Origin of the sequence: Azospirillum sp. A26 (genome assembly GCF_042604635.1) — a bacterium.
GTDB lineage: Bacteria > Pseudomonadota > Alphaproteobacteria > Azospirillales > Azospirillaceae > Azospirillum > Azospirillum palustre.
The window spans coordinates 317,186-338,158 of record NZ_CP170472.1; the positions used below are offsets into that span (position 1 = coordinate 317,186).

Annotated in this window: 21 protein-coding genes; 9 read left to right on the forward strand and 12 right to left on the reverse strand. The window is 66.5% G+C overall.

Annotated elements, in window-relative coordinates:
• The first annotated feature begins 95 nt into the window (after positions 1-95).
• The 3 genes from ABNQ39_RS02000 (at position 96) to ABNQ39_RS02010 (ending at position 2,850) form a co-directional block, all read left to right on the forward strand.
• Positions 96-479, forward strand: coding sequence for a response regulator (locus tag ABNQ39_RS02000; protein WP_376958516.1), 384 nt, complete (start codon positions 96-98; stop codon positions 477-479).
• A 178-nt stretch (positions 480-657) separates the two neighbouring features.
• Positions 658-1,437, forward strand: coding sequence for a 16S rRNA (uracil(1498)-N(3))-methyltransferase (locus ABNQ39_RS02005; RefSeq protein WP_376958517.1), 780 nt, complete (start codon positions 658-660; stop codon positions 1,435-1,437).
• A gap of 48 nt (positions 1,438-1,485) precedes the next feature.
• Entirely contained in the window at positions 1,486-2,850 is a 1,365-nt protein-coding gene (locus ABNQ39_RS02010) for a glutamate--cysteine ligase (protein ID WP_376958519.1), read from the forward strand.
• A gap of 39 nt (positions 2,851-2,889) precedes the next feature.
• On the opposite strand, the gene fdxB is transcribed toward ABNQ39_RS02010, so the two are convergent.
• The 6 genes from fdxB to nifE are packed head-to-tail and all read right to left on the reverse strand — an operon-like array spanning position 2,890 to position 7,154.
• The gene (gene fdxB, locus ABNQ39_RS02015; protein WP_012973385.1) at positions 2,890-3,183 is read right to left on the reverse strand and encodes a ferredoxin III, nif-specific; all 294 of its coding nucleotides are present in this window, start codon (positions 3,181-3,183) and stop codon (positions 2,890-2,892) included.
• A 54-nt stretch (positions 3,184-3,237) separates the two neighbouring features.
• On the reverse strand, positions 3,238-3,438 hold the full coding sequence (locus tag ABNQ39_RS02020; protein ID WP_376958522.1) for a CCE_0567 family metalloprotein: 201 nt from the start codon (positions 3,436-3,438) through the stop codon (positions 3,238-3,240).
• 14 nt (positions 3,439-3,452) lie between these two features.
• On the reverse strand, positions 3,453-3,908 hold the full coding sequence (locus tag ABNQ39_RS02025) for a NifX-associated nitrogen fixation protein (RefSeq protein WP_376958524.1): 456 nt from the start codon (positions 3,906-3,908) through the stop codon (positions 3,453-3,455).
• A gap of 2 nt (positions 3,909-3,910) precedes the next feature.
• On the reverse strand, positions 3,911-4,369 hold the full coding sequence (gene nifX, locus ABNQ39_RS02030; RefSeq protein WP_376958525.1) for a nitrogen fixation protein NifX: 459 nt from the start codon (positions 4,367-4,369) through the stop codon (positions 3,911-3,913).
• Complete coding sequence (gene nifN, locus ABNQ39_RS02035) at positions 4,348-5,730, reverse strand: nitrogenase iron-molybdenum cofactor biosynthesis protein NifN (protein ID WP_376958527.1); 1,383 nt, start codon at positions 5,728-5,730, stop codon at positions 4,348-4,350. Before nifN ends, nifX begins: the two co-directional genes overlap by 22 nt.
• 5 nt (positions 5,731-5,735) lie before the next feature.
• Entirely contained in the window at positions 5,736-7,154 is a 1,419-nt protein-coding gene (nifE, locus tag ABNQ39_RS02040) for a nitrogenase iron-molybdenum cofactor biosynthesis protein NifE (protein ID WP_376958529.1), read from the reverse strand.
• A 228-nt stretch (positions 7,155-7,382) separates the two neighbouring features.
• On the opposite strand from nifE, the gene ABNQ39_RS02045 reads away from it, so the two are divergent.
• A complete protein-coding gene (locus ABNQ39_RS02045) occupies positions 7,383-7,910 on the forward strand; it encodes a hypothetical protein (protein ID WP_376958531.1) in 528 nt (175 codons plus the stop codon).
• A 154-nt stretch (positions 7,911-8,064) separates the two neighbouring features.
• On the opposite strand, the gene nifK is transcribed toward ABNQ39_RS02045, so the two are convergent.
• The 4 genes from nifK to ABNQ39_RS02065 form a co-directional block, all read right to left on the reverse strand.
• Positions 8,065-9,624 carry a nitrogenase molybdenum-iron protein subunit beta gene (gene nifK, locus ABNQ39_RS02050; RefSeq protein ID WP_376958532.1) on the reverse strand — a complete coding sequence of 520 codons (1,560 nt, stop codon included), beginning with the start codon at positions 9,622-9,624 and terminating at the stop codon, positions 8,065-8,067.
• Positions 9,625-9,655: 31 nt separating this feature from the next.
• A complete protein-coding gene (nifD, locus tag ABNQ39_RS02055; protein ID WP_098740340.1) occupies positions 9,656-11,095 on the reverse strand; it encodes a nitrogenase molybdenum-iron protein alpha chain in 1,440 nt (479 codons plus the stop codon).
• Positions 11,096-11,278: 183 nt separating this feature from the next.
• Positions 11,279-12,175: a nitrogenase iron protein gene (nifH, locus tag ABNQ39_RS02060; RefSeq protein ID WP_063634031.1), complete on the reverse strand. Its 897-nt coding sequence runs from the start codon at positions 12,173-12,175 to the stop codon at positions 11,279-11,281.
• Positions 12,176-12,439: 264 nt separating this feature from the next.
• The gene (locus ABNQ39_RS02065) at positions 12,440-13,747 is read right to left on the reverse strand and encodes a hypothetical protein (protein ID WP_376958534.1); all 1,308 of its coding nucleotides are present in this window, start codon (positions 13,745-13,747) and stop codon (positions 12,440-12,442) included.
• 185 nt (positions 13,748-13,932) lie between these two features.
• Here ABNQ39_RS02065 and ABNQ39_RS02070 point away from each other — a divergent pair, with 185 nt between their 5' ends.
• The 5 genes from ABNQ39_RS02070 to ABNQ39_RS02090 all read left to right on the forward strand — a co-directional run bounded on the left by ABNQ39_RS02070 (position 13,933) and on the right by ABNQ39_RS02090 (position 17,948).
• On the forward strand, positions 13,933-14,823 hold the full coding sequence (locus tag ABNQ39_RS02070) for an NAD(+)--dinitrogen-reductase ADP-D-ribosyltransferase (protein WP_376958535.1): 891 nt from the start codon (positions 13,933-13,935) through the stop codon (positions 14,821-14,823).
• 121 nt (positions 14,824-14,944) lie between these two features.
• A complete protein-coding gene (draG, locus tag ABNQ39_RS02075) occupies positions 14,945-15,838 on the forward strand; it encodes an ADP-ribosyl-[dinitrogen reductase] hydrolase (protein WP_161958171.1) in 894 nt (297 codons plus the stop codon).
• A 2-nt stretch (positions 15,839-15,840) separates the two neighbouring features.
• The gene (locus ABNQ39_RS02080; RefSeq protein ID WP_376958536.1) at positions 15,841-16,260 is read left to right on the forward strand and encodes an ArsC/Spx/MgsR family protein; all 420 of its coding nucleotides are present in this window, start codon (positions 15,841-15,843) and stop codon (positions 16,258-16,260) included.
• 129 nt (positions 16,261-16,389) lie between these two features.
• Positions 16,390-17,160 (forward strand): class II glutamine amidotransferase, encoded by a 771-nt coding sequence (locus tag ABNQ39_RS02085; RefSeq protein WP_376958537.1) that lies wholly within the window; start codon positions 16,390-16,392, stop codon positions 17,158-17,160.
• Positions 17,161-17,324: 164 nt separating this feature from the next.
• Complete coding sequence (locus ABNQ39_RS02090; protein ID WP_376958538.1) at positions 17,325-17,948, forward strand: FMN-dependent NADH-azoreductase; 624 nt, start codon at positions 17,325-17,327, stop codon at positions 17,946-17,948.
• Between the two features lie 53 nt (positions 17,949-18,001).
• On the opposite strand, the gene ABNQ39_RS02095 is transcribed toward ABNQ39_RS02090, so the two are convergent.
• Both ABNQ39_RS02095 and ftsY read right to left on the reverse strand, forming a co-directional pair.
• Positions 18,002-19,510: an AMP nucleosidase gene (locus ABNQ39_RS02095; RefSeq protein ID WP_376958539.1), complete on the reverse strand. Its 1,509-nt coding sequence runs from the start codon at positions 19,508-19,510 to the stop codon at positions 18,002-18,004.
• 120 nt (positions 19,511-19,630) lie between these two features.
• Positions 19,631-20,959, reverse strand: a complete 1,329-nt coding sequence (ftsY, locus tag ABNQ39_RS02100; protein WP_376958540.1) for a signal recognition particle-docking protein FtsY — start codon at positions 20,957-20,959, stop codon at positions 19,631-19,633.
• Positions 20,960-20,973 lie beyond the last annotated feature (14 nt).

The following is a 20,973-nucleotide window of genomic DNA, read 5'->3' on the forward strand; positions in this document are numbered from 1 at the left end:
CATGGAAAATTGCAGCCTGAGATCTTGCGCTCGTCAAAATCGTACCAATACTGTTTCTTTGTCATAACCTCAGCGGCCTGCAATCGCAAATGGACATGAGCGCAACACCGGACCGTTTCGCCGTCGTCATCGACGATGAGTCGATCATTCTGGCCGGGATGGAGATCATGCTGGACACCTGGGGCTATCAGGTGCTTGCCGCCGAGGATGTGGAAACCGTCCTGGCGAAGCTTCCCGGCTGCCCGCTGCCCAACGTGATCCTGTCCGACTACCGGCTGCGCGACGGCTGGTCGGGCATCACCGCCGTGCGGGCGGTGCGGGAGGCCTGTGGCGTCACCGTGCCCGCGATCATCCTGACCGGCGACACCGGGGCCGAACTGATGGCCGCGGCCAAGGCGGACCGCATCCGCATCCTGCACAAGCCGGTTCAGCCCAACGACCTGCGCCGGCAGATCGACTCCCTGATCGCCGTCGGCTGACGCCAGCCTCCAGACCGGGTTCGGCCGGTGATGGCCCGCGTCCGAAGCGTCAGTGCGTCTGCCGTGACGCGCATGAACCTTGTGGCGCTGTATTCGATGGGCTGCCTCGCGCGTCAAATCTCGTCCGGTTTCAGGCGATCCGCTTTATAGTCTCCACCGCCCCGCGGAGACGAATACCATGGCCGACCCGATCAAGACCCGCCTGTATGTCGACAGCCCGCTGGCCGAAGGCCAGTCGGTCGGGCTCGACCATGAGCGCGCCCATTTCCTCCGTCACGTCCTGCGGCTGGACCGCGGCGACTCCGTCGCGGTTTTCAACGGCCGCGACGGCGAATGGCGGGCGGTCATCGACGGCTTCGGCAAGGGCTGGTGCTCGCTGACCGTGGCGGAGCAGCGGCGGCAGCAGGACACCACCCCCGACCTGTGGCTGCTGTTCGCCCCGCTGAAGAAGGGCCGCATCGACTTCGTCGCGGAAAAGGCGACGGAGATGGGGGTGTCCCGCCTGTGGCCGGTCTTCACCCGTCGGACCGATCCCAACCGCGTCAACATCGACCGGCTGCGCGCCAACGCGGTGGAGGCGGCCGAGCAGTGCGAACGCCTCAGCGTGCCGGAGATGGGCGAGGCGGTGCCGCTGGACCGCGCGCTGGCCGGCTGGCCGGCCGACCGCAGGCTCTATCTGTGCGCGGAGGCCGGGTCCGCCCGTCCGGTCGCCGAGGTGCTGCGCGATGCGCCGCCGGGGCCGGCCGCACTGCTGGTCGGGCCGGAGGGCGGCTTCTACCAGTCGGAACTTGACGAACTCGCCAAACTTCCCTTTGTTGTTCCGGTGGGATTGGGTCCGCGCATTCTGCGGGCCGACACGGCGGTGGTGGCGGCGTTGGCTTGCTGGCAGTCCTTGGCCGGGGATTGGACTGCCGGGGGAAGCGACCGGCGTCCGCCTTTCCGCGCGCCGATCCCATAACAGGCCGTCACCCGGCCGATCCTCCGTCCACTTCCCGCGAGAGACTTCATGTCCGCACCCCCGACCACGCGCGGCGAACCCATCACCGACCGCCGCCAGCTTGCGGCCTATCTCGAATCCGGCTGCAAGCCGGCACCCGACTGGCGCATCGGGACCGAGCACGAGAAATTCGCCTACCGCACCTCCGACCTGCGGCCGCTGCCCTATGACGGGCCGGACGGCATCCGCGAACTGCTGACCCGGATGACCCGCTTCGGCTGGCAGCCGGTGGAGGAGAAGGGCAACATCATCGCGTTGGTCCAGGACATGGCCAACATCACGCTGGAGCCCGGCGGGCAGGTCGAACTGTCCGGCGCCCCGCTGGAGACCCTGCACCAGACCTGCGCCGAGGTGCATCGCCACCTGCGTCAGGTGAAGGAGGTCGGGGGCGAGCTGGGCATCGCCATGATGGGGCTGGGCTTCCAGCCGAAATGGACGCGCGACGACATCCCCTGGATGCCGAAGGGCCGCTACAAGATCATGCGCGACTACATGCCGAAGGTCGGCTCGCTCGGCCTCGACATGATGACGCGGACCTGCACCGTGCAGGTGAACCTCGACTTCGCCTCCGAAGCCGACATGGTGAAGAAGTTCCGCGTGTCGCTGGCCCTTCAGCCCATCGCCACCGCCCTGTTCGCCATGTCCCCCTTCACCGAGGGCAAGCCGAACGGCTTCCAGAGCTTCCGCAGCCACATCTGGACCGACACCGACGCGGACCGCACCGGCGACATCCCCTTCGTGTTCGAGGACGGCTTCGGCTTCGAACGCTATGTCGACTATCTGCTCGACACGCCGATGTACTTCGTCTACCGCGACGGCACCTACATCGACGCGGCGGGCCAGTCCTTCCGCGATTTCATGGATGGCAAGCTGCCGGCGCTGCCGGGCGAGCTGCCGCTGATCACCGACTGGGCCGATCACACCACCACGGCCTTCCCGGAAGCGCGCCTGAAGAAGTATCTGGAGATGCGCGGCGCCGATGGCGGCCCGTGGCGCAGCCTGTGCGCCTTGCCGGCCCTGTGGGTCGGGCTGCTCTACGATCAGGTGGCGCTGGATGCCGCCTGGGATCTGGTGAAGGACTGGACGACGGCGGAGCGGGCGCATCTGCGTGCCGAGGTGCCGCGGTCCGGCCTGCGCACGACCTTCCGCACTGGAACGGTGCGGAACGTGGCGCTGGAGATGCTGGCGATTGCCCGCGACGGTCTGGCCCGCCGCGCCCGCAACGACAATTGGGGCGACGACGAGACCCACTTCCTCGACACGCTTCAGGTCGTCGCCGAGACCGGCCGCAGCCCCGCCGATGAGCTTCTGGAGAAGTTCAACGGCCCCTGGGGCGGCAGCGTCGATCCGGTGTTCAAGGAATACGCATACTGAGACGGGTGGGGGCCGGCGCTTGCGCGTCAGCCCCCGTCTTTACGCCGCCACCGGCGCATGGGTGATGCAGCTCTTTGAGCACACCTTGGAACAGCTTTCGCAGCCGATGCAGTTGGCCGCTTCCTTGACCGTCATGATCTTTTTCTCGGCCTCGTCGTCGAAGGCGTCGACGATGTCGCCGTCCTCGGTCAGGCCGATCATGTCGAGCACGCCGCGACCGCACACCTTGAAGCAGCGGCCGCAGCCGATGCACTGCTTCTGGTCGATGGATTGGACGAATTTCGGGGTCCAGCTCTGACCACCGCGGGTGGTGCCGGTCAGGAACTCAGCCATGGGAATGCTCCTCTCGGGAAAGGGTGCGCCTAAGCTCTTCTTTGGGAAGGGGGGTTACGCCGTCTCCAGCGCCTTCAGCGCCGCCCGCTTCTCGGTCAGGATCTTGAAGGCGTCATAGGTTTCCTGCGCCACCGTCAGGATGGTCTGCCAGTTCTGCGGAAGCTCTTCCGACAGATCGTGCAAATCCATTTTCTTTTGAGTGGCGCGGGCGTTCAGCTTCTTGATCTCGTCCTTCAGGGCGTCGATCTCGCTCATGGTCCTGCTCCCGCTCAGAGGTTCGCGACCTCGGGGTAGGTCTTGATCAGCTCCACCGCGTCCTCGACCAGCTTGGCGCCGTCGGCGGCGAGCTTTTCGATGGTGGGGAAGCCGAAACGGTGGACGTCGCGCAGCGACTTCGACACCACCACCAGCCGGCCGGTGGTCAGGATCATGCGGCCGAAGCCCTCATGGCTCATCTTCATCATCGGCGAGGCCATCAGGCCGGTCTGCTTCTCCACCATCAGCCCGACCGCCTTGTAGAACAGCTCCAGCCGCCACAGCGTGTCCGGGTCGGGATCGCCGATGATCGGGATGGCGGCCCGCGCCTCCTTGTCCAGCACGAAGGGGGCGAGCAGAGCCTCGTCGGGCTTGCCTTCCCAGGCGCCATAGCTGTCCTCGGCACGGAACAGCAGGACCAGCGTCTTCACGAACTGGTCGGCGACGGACACTTCAGCCACCTCTGACATGCTCAGACCTCCTCCTCGTCGAAATGGAATTCGGGCGTTTCGCCCATCGCCTTGCGCAGCCAGGGCGGCGGATTGCCGTTCAGCGTCTGGACCAGCCGGTCGAGCAGGGCGGGAATGGTGTCGGTGGCCTCGACCTTCACCGGATGGATCTTCTTCGCCACCACGCGGGCGGCGGCCGATGCGCCGATGGCCGACAGATAGAGGATGGCGACGTCGGCCAGCGCCTCCAGCTTCGGCACCAGCTTGTCCTCGTTGCCGTCCTCGAACATCGAGCCGCCGAACTGGAAGGTCTCCAGAAAGGCATGGCCCTGGCGGTCGACTTGATAGACGGCGATGTTCTTGGCCCAGCCGAAATGCGCATCGACGTGCTGCATGTCCTGGGTGCAGAAAGCGACCTTCATCGATCCTCCTTTGGTCGGGCGTGGGTCCTGCACCACGCTCAGACGGCGTTGCATCCGCATGATCCGCCTCCGCAGCCGTGGGATTCCCCGTGGTCGTGGCTCTCGTGCCCGTGCTCGTGGTCCATCTCGCGGGCGAGGAACAGGTTGCCGATGTCGCACAGCAGTTCCCGCGTGCCGCGGTAGCCGACCTGGACGCGCAGGCCGGCCCCCAGCCGGTCGAACAGCGGCAGGCCCATGCGGTGCAGAGCCACGCCGATCCGCGCCGCTCCCTGCCGCCCGTGCGAGTTGGAGACGATCAGGTCGGCGTCGCGGGCCAGCGTCTCCACGTCGGAATGATCGCCGACCATGATAGTGGCGGCCTTCAGACGCTCCAGCACCGGGCTCTGCGTCGGCGACACCGCGGCGATCACCTCGGCCCCCATGTCGGCGAGGAAACCGGTGACGGCATAGAGCAGGTCGGGCTCCAGCGCGACGGCGATGCGCTTGCGGCTGTAGAAGAAATGCCCGTCCAGCATGGCGTCGACCAGGCTTTCGCGCTGGCGCCGCAGCCGGGCGGGCGCCGGCTTGCCCGACAGCTCCATCAGCAGCCGGACCAGCTTGTCCGTCGCCTCCAGCCCGGTCAGGCGGTTGAAGAAATGGCTGGGCACGTCGGTCTTCAATTCCAGCGCGTTGCCGGCCACCCGCATATGCTCGCCGACCACGATGGTGAGGGCCGAAGCGCCCATGGCGCGGATCTGATCGACCGTCACGCCGCCCAGCGAGGTGGCGGTGAAGTCCGTCGGCTGGCGGCCCGCCATCGACAGCGACAGGTCGGGCAGGAAGATCGGCGACAGGCCGAAGCCCTCGATGATGTCGCGCAGTTCCTCCACATCGCCGGGCGACAGGTGGCAGCCGGCCAGCACATTGACTTGGGTCGGGATGCGCACCGGCGACGGTTCGACCAGCCGCTCGACCATCGCGGTGACCGCGGCGGCGAAGCCGTCCTCGAAGCCGCCGGCGAAGTCGGGGGTGTTGGCGAAGACCAGGGCCGTGTCGGCCAAGTCGGGGTTGCGCTGGCGGAACAGCGTGTACTGTCCGGCCATATCCTCGCCCTTGGTCTCGGTGACGCCGGTGGTGGCGACGCCGATCATGGCGGGCTGGTTGCGCTCGACGATGGTGCGGATCGCCTGTTCCAGATTGTCGTAGCCTCCGAGGATGGTCGCGACCTGATCCATCGCCGTGGTCTGCAGCGGGATCGCCTCGCGGAAATGGCGCACCAGCAGCACCAGCCCGAAGGCGGTGCAGCCCTGCGAGCCATGGAACAGCGGCAGGCAGCGGTCGATTCCGAGATAGGCCAGCGCCGCACCCAGCGGCTGGCTCATCTTGAGCGGGTTGGTGGAGGCCGCTTTGGCGGCGGAGGGAAAGCGCTGGATGTGGGACATCGCCGTCACTCCGCCGCCATTGAGGATGCCATCAGGGTGGAGGTGGGGCCGGACTCCCACGGCGCCGGCTGGCGGACCTGCCGCCAGATCGGATTCGACAGCGTCTTGTCGATCTCCTCGCAGAGATTGACGATGCCGTCATAGCCGGCATAGGCGTGGTGGCGCTCCTGGTTGATGTCGAGCCAGGGAACCTTGGCCTTCAGCGAGATGAACTGCGAGCGGCCGCCTGACATCATGATGTCGGCCTGATCGTTGGCCAGCATCCTGTAGATGTCGCGCGGCTTCAAATCGTCCCACTGGTGGAACTCATCGCCCTTCATCTTCTTGATGCGCTCCTTGTCCTCCCTGGTCGATTTCTTGGTGGAGGTGCCGAGGATGGTCAGCCCCGCACCCTCCAGGGCGCTGACCATCGACCAGCTCTTGACGCCGCCGGTGAAGAGAAGGACGCGCTTGCCGTCGAAGCGCGGCTTGTAGGGTTCCAGCCGGCGCCAGACCCGGCTTTCCTCGCGGGCGATGACGCCTTCAGCCCGGTCGATCAGACCCTTGTCGGCGCCGCGCTCCACCAGCATGCGGGTCATGGTGCGCAGGGTGTCCGACATGTCGGAGACGCCGTAGAAGGACCCCTCGAAATAGGGGATGCCGTAGCGCTCCTCCATCTTGCGGCCGACATTCACCAGCGCCTGGCTGCACACCATCATGGTGACGCGGGCGCGGTGGGCCTGCGCCACCTCCTTGTAGCGGCCGTCGCCGGAAATGCAGGACAGGAGGCGGATGCCGATCTCGTCCAGCAGCGGCTTGACCAGCCATAGCTCGCCGGCAAGGTTGTATTCGCCGATGATGCAGACGTCGGTCGGGGTGGTGTAGTCCGGTTCGACCGTGCCGATGACGTGCTCCAGCAGGGCTTCGCCGGCCAGCTTGTTGCCGAGATTCTTCGACCCGACGAAGCCCGGCGAGTCCACCGGGATCACCGGCTTGCCCAGCTTCTGCGTGGCGAACTTGCAGACCGCGGCGATGTCGTCGCCGGTCATGGCGGGCACGCAGGTCTGATAGACGAAGACGGCCGGCGGGTCGTATTGCTGAACGATCTCCTTGATGGCGCGGTAGAGCTTCTTCTCGCCGCCGCCGATGACGTCCAGTTCCGACAGATCGGTGGTGAAGCCGGTGCGGTAGAGCTGCGAGCCGGAGGATTTGGAGCCGCGGTTGTCCCAACTGTTGCCGAGGCAGGCGATGGGGCCATGGACCAGATGGGCGGCGTCGGCGATCGGCTGGAGCACGATCATCGCCCCGTCATAGGCGCAGCCGCCGGCCGCCGCCCCCGGTTTCAGCGACTTGGTGCAGCCCTTCTTCTTCTCCTTGGCCGATTTGGCTTGGTTGGTCGCGCAGCCCGGTTCGTTGAAGACATCCTGGATCTTGTCCTGGAGCATGCCCGCTCTCCCATCCTGGCGCCGGAAATGGCTCTGCATCGGTGTGATGCAGGGGGCGTGCCAGAGGATAAGCCTTTGATAAAGAACGATTGTCTGGTTTTCCGGCCCTGTCCGATAGCTGACAATCGGGAGCATCGCTCCGGGAGCTTGTCGGGTGTCGCACATGTCGCGCAGGGGGCGGGGAGGGCCGGCCGTATCAGGACGGTTCGAACGGGGTGGAAAGCAACGATGCGACGGATCGGCAGGCGCTGGCGATATCTGGCCGCGATGGTGGCGGCGTTGGCGGCAGTCCCCGCCGCGGCGGCACCGGACGGCGCGGTGATCCGGCTGGCCCAGGAACCGGGGGGTGAGATCGGCGTCGCGTGCCGTTTCCTCGATCTCGACCGACGTCCGGTTCCACCGGAGGCCGGGATGCTGTGCGATGCCGCCGCCGATCTCGTCGCCCGGAAAGCGGCCGGTTACGGCAAGGCGGTGGTTCGCCTCGGCCTGCGCGCGGTAACGCCCGATGCCGAACCGGCGGAGACGCCGCCTGCGGTCGATGGCCCGATCCTGCTGGTCGTCCTCAAAGGCCGCCAGGACTGGAGCGGCGGCGCCCGCCCCCGTCTGCTGCTGCGCGCCCGTCCGGTCCGCGACGGCATGGCCGCCCCGTCGGTCGGACTGCCGCCGGCTTCGATCGAGCTGGGCGGCGAGGGCTGGCAGGCGGCGGCCGACCGTGCACTGGAACGGGTGGTCGGCCTCGCGCTGCGCGATGGCTGACCTATGAACAGAAGAAGCATATCGACAAAAAATACCCGGAGCGCGCCGTTGCCGACGCTCTCCGGGCTGGGGAGGTTGCCGCCGGGCTGGGGGATGGAAATCCCGGCCCGGCGGTTTGGCTGAACCGATGCCTGACGTGCTACCGGCGTGCCGGTCAGCGGATCAGGTCGAACGAGTAGTCGGTCTGGCCGACGATGTTGGTGTTGGCGTCGATGTCCTCGAAGATTCGGTCCAGGATTCGCACCAGCACGTTCAGCGCGCCCTGGTAGCCCCAGGTCGGGTAGCGGTGGTGGTGGTGGCGGTCGAAGATCGGGTAGGTCAGGCGGATCAGCGGAACCTTGGTGTCGCGCTCCAGATACTTGCCGTAGCTGTTGCCGATGATGTAGTCCACCTTGTCGGTGAAGATCAGCGAGCGCAGGTGCCACAGATCCTTGCCGCCATGGGCCTTGCCCGAGGCGCCGAAGGGCGAGCCGTCCAGCACCTTCTGGACCTGCTTCTCCCACTTCTTGGAGCCGGAGGTCGACAGGATGTGCACCGGCTCCGCACCCAGCTCCAGCAGGAACTTGGACATGCCCAGGCAGAAGTCCGGGTCGCCATAGACGGCGAAGCGCTTGCCGTGCATGTGGGTGTGGCTGTCGGCGATGGCGTCGACCAGACGGCCGCGCTCCAGCTTCAGGCTGGCCGGGACCGGCTTGCCCGACAGTTCGGCGAGCTTCAGCAGCAGCTCGTCGGTGCCGGTGACGCCCATCGGGTAGTTGAACTTGGCGACTTCCTGGCCCTTCTCCTTGCAGAATTGCAGGGTCTGGGTCGTGTTGTACTCCTGCATGGAGATGGTGGCCTTGGCGTGCAGGGCCTCCTTGGTCTCCTCGATGGTGGTGCCGCCGTCATACATGCGGTACTCGCCATCCATCGGCGTGTCGAAATTGTCGGACACGTCGGACAGGATTTGCAGCTTCACGCCGAATTCGCCGGCGATGCGCTTCAGTTCGCGGTTGTTGCCGACGGCGAAGCCGTCGAAGCCCGGGATCAGGTTGATCTGCTCGGTCTTGGGCGTGTCGAAATTCTCCGACGTACCCCAGAAGTTGGTCAGGATCCCCTTGATCATGTTGTCGTAGCCGACGATGTGGCTGCCGACGAAGGCCGGGGTGTGGGCGTAGGGCACCGGGAAGTCGGCCGGGACACTGTCCTTGGTCTTCGCATTGGCGATGAAGCCCTGCAAATCGTCGCCGATGACTTCGGCCATGCAGGTGGTCATCACCGCGATCATCTTCGGCTTGTAGAGCGCATAGGCGTTCGCCAAGCCGTCGATCATGTTGTTCAGGCCGCCGAACACCGCCGCGTCCTCCGTCATCGACGAGGAGACCGCGCTGTTCGGCTCCTTGAAGTGACGGGTCAGGTGGGTGCGGTAATAGGCGACGCAGCCCTGGGAGCCGTGGACGAAGGGCAGGGTGCCTTCGAAGCCCTGGGCGGCGAACATCGCGCCGATCGGCTGGCAGGCCTTGGTCGGGTTGATGACCACCGCTTCACGGGCGAAGTTCTTCGCCTTGTAGTCCTCGGACTTGGTCCATTCGGACACGCGGGCGACTTCCTCGTCCGAATGGCCGTATTCGAACTCGGTCTTCTTCTTCTCGAACATCGCCGCGTATTCGGGCTGCCGGAAGAGGGTGTAGTGGTCGAGGACCTTGTCGGCGCTCTGCGAAAGCTTGTCGGTCATTCTCAAATTCTCCTGTTCCAGAGGCCGATGGTCAGAACGGGGCCTTCATCACGCCCCAGACGGGGTTGTTGATGGCCAGGTCCATGTCGCGGGCGAAGATCGCGAAACCGTCATAGCCGTGGTACGGGCCGGAGTAGTCCCAGCTGTGCATCTGGCGGAACGGCAGGCCCATCTTCTGGAACACGTACTTTTCCTTGATGCCCGACGCGACGAGGTCGGGACGCATCGCCTCGACGAACTTCTCCAGTTCGAACGCGGTGACGTCGTCGTAGATCAGCGTGCCTTCCTTCACATAGTGCTGCGTACGCTGATAATCGTCGTTGTGGGCGAACTCGTAGCCGGTGCCGGTGATCTCCATGCCGAGGTCATGGTAGGCATCGACGACGTGGCGGGGACGCAGGCCGCCGACGTAGATCATGACCTTCTTGCCTTCGAGCCGCGGCTTGTACTTGGCGATGACCGCATCGACCATCGGCTGGTAGCGGGCGATGACCTTCTCGGCGTTTTCCTTGATCTTGTCGTCGAAGAGAGCGGCGATCTTGCGCAGGGATTCGGCGATCTGGCTCGGGCCGAAGAAGTTGTATTCCATCCAAGGAATGTTGAACTTCTCTTCCATGTGGCGCGCGATGTAGTTCATCGAGCGGTAACAGTGGATCAGGTTGACCTTGGCCTTCGGCGTGTTCTCCAACTCGGCGAGCGTGCCGTCGCCCGACCACTGGGCGATCACGCGCAGGCCGATCTCCTCCAGCAGGATGCGGGACGACCAGGCGTCGCCGCCGATGTTGTAGTCGCCGATGATGGTGACGTCATAGGGGGTGGAGACGAAGCCGGCCTTGGGTTCCGTCTTCTCGAACACCCAGTCGCGGATGGCGTCGTTGGCGATGTGGTGGCCCAGCGACTGGGACACGCCGCGGAAGCCTTCGCAGCGCACGGGGATGACCGGCTTGCCGATTTCCGCCGACTTGGCGCGGGCGACAGCCTCGATGTCGTCGCCGATCAGGCCGATCGGGCATTCCGACTGGATCGAGATGCCGTTCACCAGCGGGAACAGCTCGTTGATTTCCTCGATGACCTTGTGCAGCTTCTTGTCGCCGCCGAAGACGATGTCCTTCTCCTGGAAGTCGGAGGTGAAGTGCATCGTGCCCCAGCTGTCCACACCGGTGTCGCCGATGTAGTAGTTGCGGCGGCCGGACCAGGAGTAGTAGCCGCAGCCGACCGGACCGTGGGAGATGTGGATCATGTCCTTGATCGGACCCCACACTACGCCCTTGGAGCCGGCATAGGCGCAGCCGCGGATGGTCATGACGCCGGGGATGGACTTGACGTTCGACTTGACGCCGCAGTCCTTGGCCTCGGCCTCCAGCACGTTCAGGTGCTTGGCGCGGCGCTTGCGGGATTTTTCAGGATAGGCTTCGAGGACTTCGTTGACGAGGTTCTTGACGTCGACCGTGGTGTTCTCGGACAGGCTCATAGCCGGCCTCCTGCTTGAATATTCGCGCCACTGCAGCGCGTGACCGAGCCCCTCCCTCCCACGCCGTCGCCCCTATGGTGGTTGGGTCGGCGTTGTGCGGGGCTGGGGATGGGGCCAGTGTTCAGGCGGTCCCCCCTGCGCGAAGGCAGGGGGGCCGGTAGGCAACCGTCGCTACGCCCGGGGTCAGGCGCCGGCCTTCGCCGCTTCCTTGGCGGCCAGCTCGGCGAGCTGCTGCTCCTCGGTCTTCATGATGCCGAAGTCCATCAGCATCTCTTCCAGCTCTTCCATGGTGATCGGGGTCGGGATGCAACCCTGGCCGGAATTCGCATGGATCTTGTTGGCGAGCGCGCGGTATTCGCCGGCCTGCTTGCTGTCCGGGGCGTACTCGATGACCGTCATGCGGCGCAGCTCGGCGTGCTGGACGATGTTGTCGCGCGGCACGAAGTGGATCAGCTTGGAGCCCAGGCGCTTGGCCAGCGCGTCGGCCAGATCCCATTCCTTGTCGGTCTGGCGCTCGTTGCAGATCAGGCCGCCGAGACGGACGCCGCCGCTGTGCGCGTATTTCAGGATGCCCTTGGCGATGTTGTTGGCGGCGTACAGCGCCATCATCTCGCCGGACATGACGATGTAGATTTCCTGGGCCTTGTTCTCGCGGATCGGCATGGCGAAGCCGCCGCACACCACGTCGCCCAGCACGTCGTAGGACACATAGTCCACGTCGTCGTAGGCGCCGTTCTCTTCCAGGAAGTTGATCGAGGTGATGACGCCGCGGCCGGCGCAGCCGACCCCTGGCTCCGGACCGCCGGACTCGACGCACTTGATGTTCTTGTAGCCGATCTTGAGAACGTCCTCGAGCTCCAGATCCTCGACCGAGCCGGCCTCGGCGGCCAGATGCAGGACGGTGTCCTGGGCCTTTGCGTGCAGGATCAGGCGGGTCGAGTCGGCCTTCGGGTCGCAGCCGACGATCAGGATCCTCTGATCCAGCTCGACCAGCGCGGCCAGCGTGTTCTGAGAGGTGGTGGACTTGCCGATACCGCCCTTGCCGTAAAAGGCGATCTGACGCAGAGGCGCTTTGGCCATGTGGGTCGCTCCTGTGCTTGGGTCGTGGGACTGTGTTTCGATCCGGTGCGGCCGGTTCGTGGCCGCTTCGGATTCCATGGATTGCACGACCCGTGCCAGAGCGCGCTTATTCAATAAGCCGTTGATAAATATAAGATTATTTTGGGGCGCGACGGGTGCGGAGGTTTGTCGGGGTCCCGACACACACGACAAAGCCCGACATTTTGTCGGGTCTTTACAGCAGGGGGGCTTTGGAAGCAGGCGGACCCGGCCGAATCCAGCGCTTCAGCGCTCCCCGCCCAGCGCCTCGGCCGCGACGACGATGCGGAGCGCCAGCTCCTCCACCGCCTCGTCGCGGTTCATGTCGTAGAGCAGCTGGGCCAGCAGTCGGCCGCGCGCCAACAGCCGGCGGGCGAGGGCGGGATCGGCGGGCTTCGCCAGCAGCGCCTCGACCAGACGTTCGCCGGTCAGGCGGGCCAGCACGTCGCAGCGGTCGACCAGCCGCTGTTTCAGGGTGTCCACGGCAGCCGGGCGGCCGGCGTGGGTCAGGTCGGCGCAGAAGTGATGCAGGCTGCGCAGTTGCCGCAGCAATGCTGCGAACAGCAGATCGTCCAGCTCGCCGCCGGCCGCCGCCTTGCCGACAAGATCGAACAGTGTGTCGGAAAGTCGCCACGCCGCCGACAGCCAGTCGTTCATCGCCTTGCGGTCGGCCGGCTCGACGAAGGGGCCGGACTCCTCCTTCGTCTCCTCCTGGTCGTCCAGGTTGCGCAGCGCGATGACGATCAGCCCGTCGGCCTGGGCCAGGGTGGCGAGGCTGGCATGCAGCGTCTTCAGCCCGCGGTCGGCGACGAAGCCTTCGATCGCCTCGGTGGCGCGGCGCAGGGAATAGCGGGCCAGCCGCCGCGACTGATTGATGACGGTCAGCAGCGCACCGCTGCCGCCCAGCGCTTCCAGCGCCATCCGCCGCACCTCGAAGCGCAGCAGGGCGCGGGCCAGCCGGTCGATGCCGCCGACGTCGATGGGGCGGGTGTCCCTGGTCAGCGTGTCGGCGGTGGTGCGGGCATCGGTCTCGATGGCGGAGATGACGGCCTGGAGATGGCCCTTGCCGCCGCCGCGCATCCGGCCGACCAGCGCCCGCATCGCTTCGGCAAGGTCGACGGCGCCCGGCAGGCTGTCCTCATGGTCGGTGCGGCCGGCCACCAGCCGGTCGATCAGATGGTCGCGCACCCCCGGCAGCAGCACGTCGGTGACGATCTGCCCGATTGGCCGCAGCAGCGCGTCGACCATCTGCCCCTGCGGCTTGCCGACCAATGCCGGCAGCGGGTTGACCGGCTTGGGCACCAGACGCGGCCGGTGCGGTTCCAGGATTTCCAGCACCGTGTCGCCGCGCAGGGGGGTGATCGTGCCGCGCAGAAGCTGGGCCAGCCGCAGGGCGGTCCGGGCCTCCGCCACGCCACGCGGCGGAGCGCCGGAAGCCGTGCCGGGGATGGCGGGGGATGGCGTTGCGGCAGGCGGGCGGACAGGCGTCTGGGTGGGCAACGGCGGAGTGCGCCGGCGCCGGCTGTCGTCGTACTTGGTCGGCCAGAAGGCCATGCGGGTGCCGCCGGATCGTAAGCGTCGCTGTACAGAGTATGGGGACGGATCGTTCGGCTTCAAATGGACAATGTTGCGACATGCGGCGACACGCCTTCGCCGGTTGCGGCGGTGAAGGCTTGGCATGCGCCGGCTTATGCAATATCCATATAAGAAATAATGACATTGCGGCGGAGCGGATCGGCGTGGCGGACGGGGTGGTGACGAGCGATGCGACGGGGCGGGCACGAGAGTCCAGCATGCCGCCCGATTTACCGCTGGCGTTGCACGCCCACCGAACCAACCTCGTCAATGTGCCGGCCGCTCTCCTGTGCGGCGAAGCCTACAATGACGAACCGCGGCGCCTGCGCATCGGCGCCACCCGCAGCGAACATGCCGCCCTGTTCGAGGCGTTGGACGAGTGCCGCGATGCGCCGACGGCCTCCGACATCTTCCAGCGCCATATGGCCGCTGTGTTCGGGGTGAACCCCGATTTCTCCGGGACCGAAGGGCCGGACGGCAGGCGGCGTTTCCGCGCCAGCTATCTGCGCCTGCTGAAAGGCTGGATGTTCGACAGCAACCGGGCGGAAGGGGCGGTTCTGAAGGGCTGGGTGGAGAGCCGCTTCGGCCTGCTGCCGACCTTCCATGGCGAGCCGATCCGCCGCTTCGCCTCCGAGGCCTGGGCGGCCTATGGCGAGCAGAAGCAGTCGACCCGCTTCCACAACAACAACATCCACCTGCAACTCGACCTTCTGTACGAGTTCTGCCAGTGGACGATCCGCCGCGGCTGGCCCGACGCGCCGATGCCCAACTGGGCCTCGCACATCCGGCTCTACCGCGGCGTCAACGATTTCGAGGAGCACCACATCGTTGCCCGGCCGGACAAGCGCACCGCGGTGCTGCGGCTGAACAACCTGTGTTCCTTTTCCATCAACCGCGACATCGCCGGCCAGTTCGGCGACTACATCCTCGATGCGTGGGTGCCGCTGCCCAAGATCGTCTTCTTCCGCGACATCCTGCCGCGCTACCCTTTCCAGGGCGAAGGAGAATATCTGGTGATCGGCGGGGACTATCGCGTGGGTGTGTCGCTTCTCTGACAACCTCACGTCCGGCGGCGGCTTGCGGGCCGTCCGCGGGGCGCACCAGGAAGGGACGGACCCTGTGCCCAACGGCATGACCGATCCGACGAGTCTGACGCCTGACATCCGCTCCCCCCAGATTCGATCCCCCGAGATTCGATCCAGGGCGCTCGGCGCCTATCTCGGCCTCGCCTGCGGCGATGCGCTGGGGGCGACGGTGGAGTTCCTGACCAAGGGCGAGATCGCCCACCAGTATGGCGTCCACAAGCACATCAAGGGCGGCGGCTGGCTGAAGCTGGCGGCCGGACAGGTGACGGACGACACCGAGATGTCGCTCCATCTCGGCCGCGCCATCCTGTCCGGGCCGGAGTGGGAGGCCCGCCGCGCCGCCGAGGAGTTCGCCATCTGGCTGAAATCGGTGCCGGTCGATGTCGGCGACACGACACGCCGCGGCATACGCCGCTTCATCATGAACGGCACGCTGGAGGAGCCGGAGTCGGAATACCATGCCGGCAACGGGGCGGCGATGCGCAACCTGCCGGTGGCGCTGGCGACGCTGGGCGACGATGCCGCCTTCGAACGCTGGTCGGTCGAGCAGTCGCACATCACCCACTGCAACCAGCTGTCCGATTCCGCGGTGATCGCGCTGGGCCGGATGGTGCGGCGGCTGGTGCTGGGCGGCGGCATCGTTGCGGCGCGAGAAGAGGCGAATGCCCTGATCGCCAGGCATCGCCAGTTCAAGTTCGAGCCCTATCGCGGCCTGTCGACCGCCTTCATCGTCGATACGGTGCAGACCGTCTTCCACTATTACTTCCAGACCGATTCGGTCGAATCCTGCGTGGTCGAGACGGTCAACCAGGGCGGCGACGCCGACACCACCGGCGCCATCGCCGGCATGCTGGCCGGTGCCACCTATGGCGTGGAGTCGATCCCGCCGCGCTGGCTGCGCAAGCTGGACCGCGAGGTCCATGACGAGATCTGTCAGCAAACCGACGCGCTGCTGGCCCGCGCGCCGTTGTTCGGAGGGACATGACCATGGCCGACGTGATTTTCTTCGAAAAGCCCGGCTGCGGCGGCAATGCCCGGCAGAAGGCCCTGCTGGAGCAGGCCGGCCACCGCGTGCTCGCCCGCGACCTGGTGAGCGAGCCCTGGACGCCCCAGACGCTCCGCCCCTTCTTCGGCGACCGCCCTGTGGCCGACTGGTTCAACCGCGCCGCTCCAACGGTGAAGAACGGCGAGTTGGTGCCGGAGGCGATGGACGAAACCGCGGCGCTGGCCGCGATGGTCGAGCGCCCGCTGCTGATCCGCCGCCCGCTGATGCAGGTCGGCGACCGCCGCGACTGCGGATTCGAGACCGACCGGGTCGATGCCTGGATCGGGCTGGGCGGCGATGTCCTAGAACAGAAGATGGAAGGGTGCCTGCGGCCGGACATGCCGCCCTGCCCAAAACCATAAGGCCCGAAACCTTAAGGCCAAAACCCTGACGTGCGCGCCGCATCCGGCCATGTCCGCGCGTGACCTTGCGCACGGCCTGTCGTAGCTTGTCGCTCCCTAGGGCGACGACAAGCGGCAGACGAGGACATCATGTGCGAACTCCTGGGCATGAGCGCCAACGTGCCCACGGACATCTGCTTCAGCTTCGCCGGCCTGATGCGCCGCGGCGGGCAGACCGGGCCGCATCGCGACGGCTGGGGCATCGCCTTCTATGAGGGGAAGGGCTGCCGCAGCTTCCACGACCCGGCCCCCAGTGCCGAGTCGGAGATCGCCCGGCTGGTCAGCCGTTATTCGATCAAGTCCTGCACGGTGATCTCGCACATCCGCCGGGCCAACCGCGGCCGGGTGTCGCTGGAGAACACCCATCCCTTCACCCGCGAGCTGTGGGGACGGATGTGGACCTTCGCCCACAACGGCCAGCTGAAGGGCATCAAGGACCGCATCCTGACCTTCTACGAGCCGGTCGGCAGCACCGACAGCGAGCATGCCTTCTGCTGGCTGCTCGACCAGATCCGCATGCAGTATCCGGAGCCGCCAAAGACGAACACCGGGCTGATGAAGCTGATCCGCCATCTGGCCGCCGATCTGGGCACGCTGGGCGTCTTTAACATGCTGCTCAGCGACGGACGCTATCTGTGGTGCCATTGCGCCACCAACCTCGCCTGGCTGACCCGCAAGGCCCCCTTCGGCGCCGCGACCCTGCTCGATGCCGATATGAGCGTCGATTTCTCCCAGGAGACGACGCCCAACGACGTGGTCACGGTCATCGCCACCCGGCCGCTGACCAGGGACGAGGCCTGGACGGTGATGCAGCCAGGCCAGATGGCGGTCTTCCGCAGCGGGGCGCTGGTGACGCGCTGATCCGGGCGAGGCTCGGTTGATTGTCGCTTCGCCGCCGATTGTTGCTTTGGCAGAGACGATCTATCGCGCAGAACCCGGCTTAACCGCTGGAAAAGTTAGGGGCATCTTGGGCGTCAGAACCCGGCCGGAGAGACGGCCGCAACAACCAAGAGGCTCCTTCCGTCATGACTACGATCCTGCATGTCGACTCCAGCCCGCTCGGCACCTTCTCCGTTACCCGCCAGCTGACCGCCTCCATCGTCGAGACCCTGGTGAAGGCCGACCCGGCCGCCACCGTCGTCACCCGCGACGTCGCCGCCAACCCGCCGGCCCATCTCGACGGCGAACTGCTGCCGGTCCTCAAGCTCGGCGTTGTCGATGGGCTGAGCGAGCGTCAGCGCGAAGAGCTGGCCCTGACCAATGTCCTGCTCGACGAGTTCCTGGCCGCCGACGTCGTCGTGGTCGGCGCGCCGATGTACAACTTCTCGGTCCCGACCCAGCTGAAGGCCTGGATCGACCGCCTCGCCCAGGCCGGCCGCACCTTCCGCTACACCGAGAAGGGTCCCGAGGGTCTGGCCGGCGGCAAGCGCGTGATCGTGGCCTCGGGCCGCGGCGGCGTCTATTCGACCAACCCGGCGCTGGCCGGCCTCGACCACCAGGAAGCCTATCTGCGCTCGGTGTTCGGCTTCTTCGGCATCACCGACGTGACCTTCATCCGCGCCGAGGGCGTCAGCATGGGCCCGGAAGCCAAGGACAAGGCGCTGGCCGCCGCGACCAAGGAAATCGAGAGCCTGCTGGCCGCTGCCTGAGGCCTGAGTCTAAAACTGAGATGGGGGGCGAGTCTCGCACCCGCCCCCATTCCTTACTGGAACGCCACTTCCGCCAAGCTGCGCAGCTTGCGGGAGTGCAGCGTTTCCATGCCGTGCTCGCGCAGCAGTTCCATCGCCAGCACGCCGATCTTCAGATGCTGGTCGACCCGCTCGCGATAGAAGCGGTCGGCCATGCCCGGCAGCTTCAACTGCCCATGCATCGGCTTGTCCGACACGCACAGCAACGTCCCGTACGGCACGCGGAAGCGGAAGCCGTTGGCGGCGATTGTCGCGCTTTCCATGTCCAGCGCGATGGCGCGGCTCTGGCTGAACCGCATCAGCGGCTCGCGGTGGTCGCGCAGTTCCCAGTTCCGATTGTCGATGGTCGCCACCGTGCCGGTGCGCATGATGCTCTTCAGGTCGAAACCCGACAGCCCGGTCACCCGCTCCACCGCAGTCTCCAGCGCACGCTGGACCTCGGCCAGGGCCGGCACCGGCACCCAGAGCGGCAGGTCGGCGTCCAGCACATGGTCCTCGCGGACATAGCCGTGCGCCAGCACGTAGTCGCCCAACCGCTGAGTATGCCGCAGCCCGGCGCAGTGGCCCAGCATCAGCCAGGCATGCGGGCGCAGCACCGCGATGTGGTCGGTGATCGTCTTGGCGTTCGACGGACCGACGCCGATGTTCACCAGCGTGATGCCGTTGCCGTCCGGCCGTTTCAGGTGGTAGGCCGGCATCTGCGGCATCCGCATCAGCCTGGCCGCCGGGGCATCGGCGAAACCACCCAGATTCTGGTTGGTGGTGACGATGTCGCCCGGCTCGACGAAGCTGTCATACTGCGCCCGGTAGGCCGCCAGATCGGCGTCGCCGGTCGGCTCCATGATCTCGCGCGACAGCCGGATGAACTCGTCGACATAGAACTGGTAGTTGGTGAACAGGACGAAGTTTTGGAAATGCTCCGGCGCGGTCGCCGTGTAGTGGCGCAGCCGGTGCAGCGAGAAATCCACCCGGGGAGCGGTGAACAGCGCCAGCGGCTTCACCGCGTCCGGCCCGCCGTCGAAGGTGCCGTTGACGATGGTGTCGTCCATCCGCGCCAGATCGGGCAGGTCGAACAGGTCCGGCAGCTTGGTCAGCCTGTCCGGCGGCAGGTCGCCTTCCACATACATGCCGTTGGGAAAGGCGAAATGGATCGGGATCGCCTCCTCGCTGACGCCGACCTCCAGCGGGACGCCGTGGTTGCGCAGCAAAAGCGTGAACTGTTCCAGCAGATAGCGCTCGAACAGGTCGGGCCGCGTCACCGTGGTGGAATGGACGCCCACCCCCTCGACGAAGCCGTAGGACAGCCGGGTATCGACCGCGGCCCCCGAAACGGCGGTCAGCCGGACATAAGGGTAATAGGCCCGGTTCCGCCCGCCTTCCTCATCGCCCTGGGTGTAGGCGGCGAAGCGGTCGCGCAGGTAGGCGGTGTTGCGCTCGTAAATGTCGCGCACGCAGGCCAGTGCTGCTTTGGCATCGGTGAAGCGCCCGGCCGAACCGGGCTGGAACGGGGCTTTATCAGTCATGTCGACAAAGATGGGGTACGAACGACCGGCTGGGAAGGCCGAATTTCGGCCAACCCCCGGTGCGTACCCATTCAGGCCGATGCAGCGCCGTTCAGGCCCCGTCGGAGAGGCCCCCGCCGGTCAGTCGGCGCTCAAGCCCATCAGCGACTTGGCGAAGGCATCGGCATCGAACGGCCGCAGGTCGTAGACGCCCTCGCCGACGCCGATGGCATGGACCGGAATCTTGAACTTTTCGGCCAGCGAAACCAGGACGCCGCCGCGGGCGGAGCCGTCCAGCTTGGTCAGGATCAGCCCGTTGACGTTCACCATGTCGCGGAAGATTTCGACCTGGCTGTGCGCGTTCTGGCCGGTGGTGGCGTCCAGCGTCAGCAGGGTGGTGTGCGGCGCCGTCTCGTCCAGCTTCTTGATGACGCGGACGATCTTGCGCAGCTCCTCCATCAGGCCGGTCTTGTTCTGCAGCCGGCCGGCGGTGTCGACCAGCAGCACGTCGACGCCCTCGGCCTTCGCCCGCTCCAGGGCGTCATAGGCAAGGCCGGCGGCATCCGCCCCAGTGTCGCGGGCGACGACCGCGCAGCCGGTGCGCTCGCCCCAGATCTTCAACTGGCTGACCGCGGCGGCGCGGAAGGTGTCGCCGGCGGCCAGCATCACGCTCTTGCCCTCCGCCTTGAACTGCCGGGCCAGCTTGCCGATGGTCGTGGTCTTGCCGGTGCCGTTGACGCCGACGACCAGGATGACATGCGGCTTCAGCGCCGGATCGAGCACCAGCGGCTTGGCCACGGGGGTGACGATCTTCGACACCTCGGCCGCGAGCGTGGTCTTGACCTCCTCCGGCGAGACCTCCTTGCCGAAGCGGGTGCGCGCCAGTTCCGCCGTTACCTTCGCCGCGGTGGCCGGGCCGAGGTCGGCGGTGATCAGCAGCTCCTCCAGCTCCTCCAGCGCCTCGTCGTCCAGCTTGCGCTTGGTGAAGATGCTGGTGATGCCGTCGGTCAGCTTGGACGATGATTTGGACAGCCCTTCCTTCAGCTTGGTGAACCAGCCCTTCTTGGTTGGCGGCGCCTCTTCGGCGACCGCAGGCTCAACCATGGCAACAGGAGTCGGGGCAGGCGGCAGTTCCGGAACGGGCTCCGGCTCCGGTGCTGGGGCAGGGGTGACCGGTGCGGGCGGTTCGACCGGCGCGGCGGGCGCCGTGACCGGCGGCGGGGTCACCTGAGTCGGTGCGACCGGTGCCGGCTGCATGGGGCGAAGTTCGGCAACCGGCGGGGCAGGCGCCAGTTCCGGCACCGGTTCGGTTTCCGGCTTGGGCGCAGGTGTGGCGGCAGGCGGCTCCGGCGCCTTTTCTGGCTCCGGCGCGGGGGTGGAAGACTCCAGGGTGACCGATTCGTCCTTTGCCGCCTCGTCCTTGGGTGCGGTCTCTTCGGGCTTCTTGCGGCCGAACCAGCGGAAAATCATGGAGTGTCCACTAT

Coding starts and splice junctions, on each gene's coding strand:
- ABNQ39_RS02000 (WP_376958516.1), top strand. CDS start 96: ATGAGCGCAACACCGGACCGTTTCGCCGTCGTCATCGACGATGAGTCG.
- ABNQ39_RS02005 (WP_376958517.1), top strand. CDS start 658: ATGGCCGACCCGATCAAGACCCGCCTGTATGTCGACAGCCCGCTGGCC.
- ABNQ39_RS02010 (WP_376958519.1), top strand. CDS start 1,486: ATGTCCGCACCCCCGACCACGCGCGGCGAACCCATCACCGACCGCCGC.
- fdxB (WP_012973385.1), bottom strand. CDS start 3,183: ATGGCTGAGTTCCTGACCGGCACCACCCGCGGTGGTCAGAGCTGGACC.
- ABNQ39_RS02020 (WP_376958522.1), bottom strand. CDS start 3,438: ATGAGCGAGATCGACGCCCTGAAGGACGAGATCAAGAAGCTGAACGCC.
- ABNQ39_RS02025 (WP_376958524.1), bottom strand. CDS start 3,908: ATGTCAGAGGTGGCTGAAGTGTCCGTCGCCGACCAGTTCGTGAAGACG.
- nifX (WP_376958525.1), bottom strand. CDS start 4,369: ATGCGGATGCAACGCCGTCTGAGCGTGGTGCAGGACCCACGCCCGACC.
- nifN (WP_376958527.1), bottom strand. CDS start 5,730: ATGTCCCACATCCAGCGCTTTCCCTCCGCCGCCAAAGCGGCCTCCACC.
- nifE (WP_376958529.1), bottom strand. CDS start 7,154: ATGCTCCAGGACAAGATCCAGGATGTCTTCAACGAACCGGGCTGCGCG.
- ABNQ39_RS02045 (WP_376958531.1), top strand. CDS start 7,383: ATGCGACGGATCGGCAGGCGCTGGCGATATCTGGCCGCGATGGTGGCG.
- nifK (WP_376958532.1), bottom strand. CDS start 9,624: ATGACCGACAAGCTTTCGCAGAGCGCCGACAAGGTCCTCGACCACTAC.
- nifD (WP_098740340.1), bottom strand. CDS start 11,095: ATGAGCCTGTCCGAGAACACCACGGTCGACGTCAAGAACCTCGTCAAC.
- nifH (WP_063634031.1), bottom strand. CDS start 12,175: ATGGCCAAAGCGCCTCTGCGTCAGATCGCCTTTTACGGCAAGGGCGGT.
- ABNQ39_RS02065 (WP_376958534.1), bottom strand. CDS start 13,747: ATGGCCTTCTGGCCGACCAAGTACGACGACAGCCGGCGCCGGCGCACT.
- ABNQ39_RS02080 (WP_376958536.1), top strand. CDS start 15,841: ATGGCCGACGTGATTTTCTTCGAAAAGCCCGGCTGCGGCGGCAATGCC.
- ABNQ39_RS02085 (WP_376958537.1), top strand. CDS start 16,390: ATGTGCGAACTCCTGGGCATGAGCGCCAACGTGCCCACGGACATCTGC.
- ABNQ39_RS02090 (WP_376958538.1), top strand. CDS start 17,325: ATGACTACGATCCTGCATGTCGACTCCAGCCCGCTCGGCACCTTCTCC.
- ABNQ39_RS02095 (WP_376958539.1), bottom strand. CDS start 19,510: ATGACTGATAAAGCCCCGTTCCAGCCCGGTTCGGCCGGGCGCTTCACC.
- ftsY (WP_376958540.1), bottom strand. CDS start 20,959: ATGATTTTCCGCTGGTTCGGCCGCAAGAAGCCCGAAGAGACCGCACCC.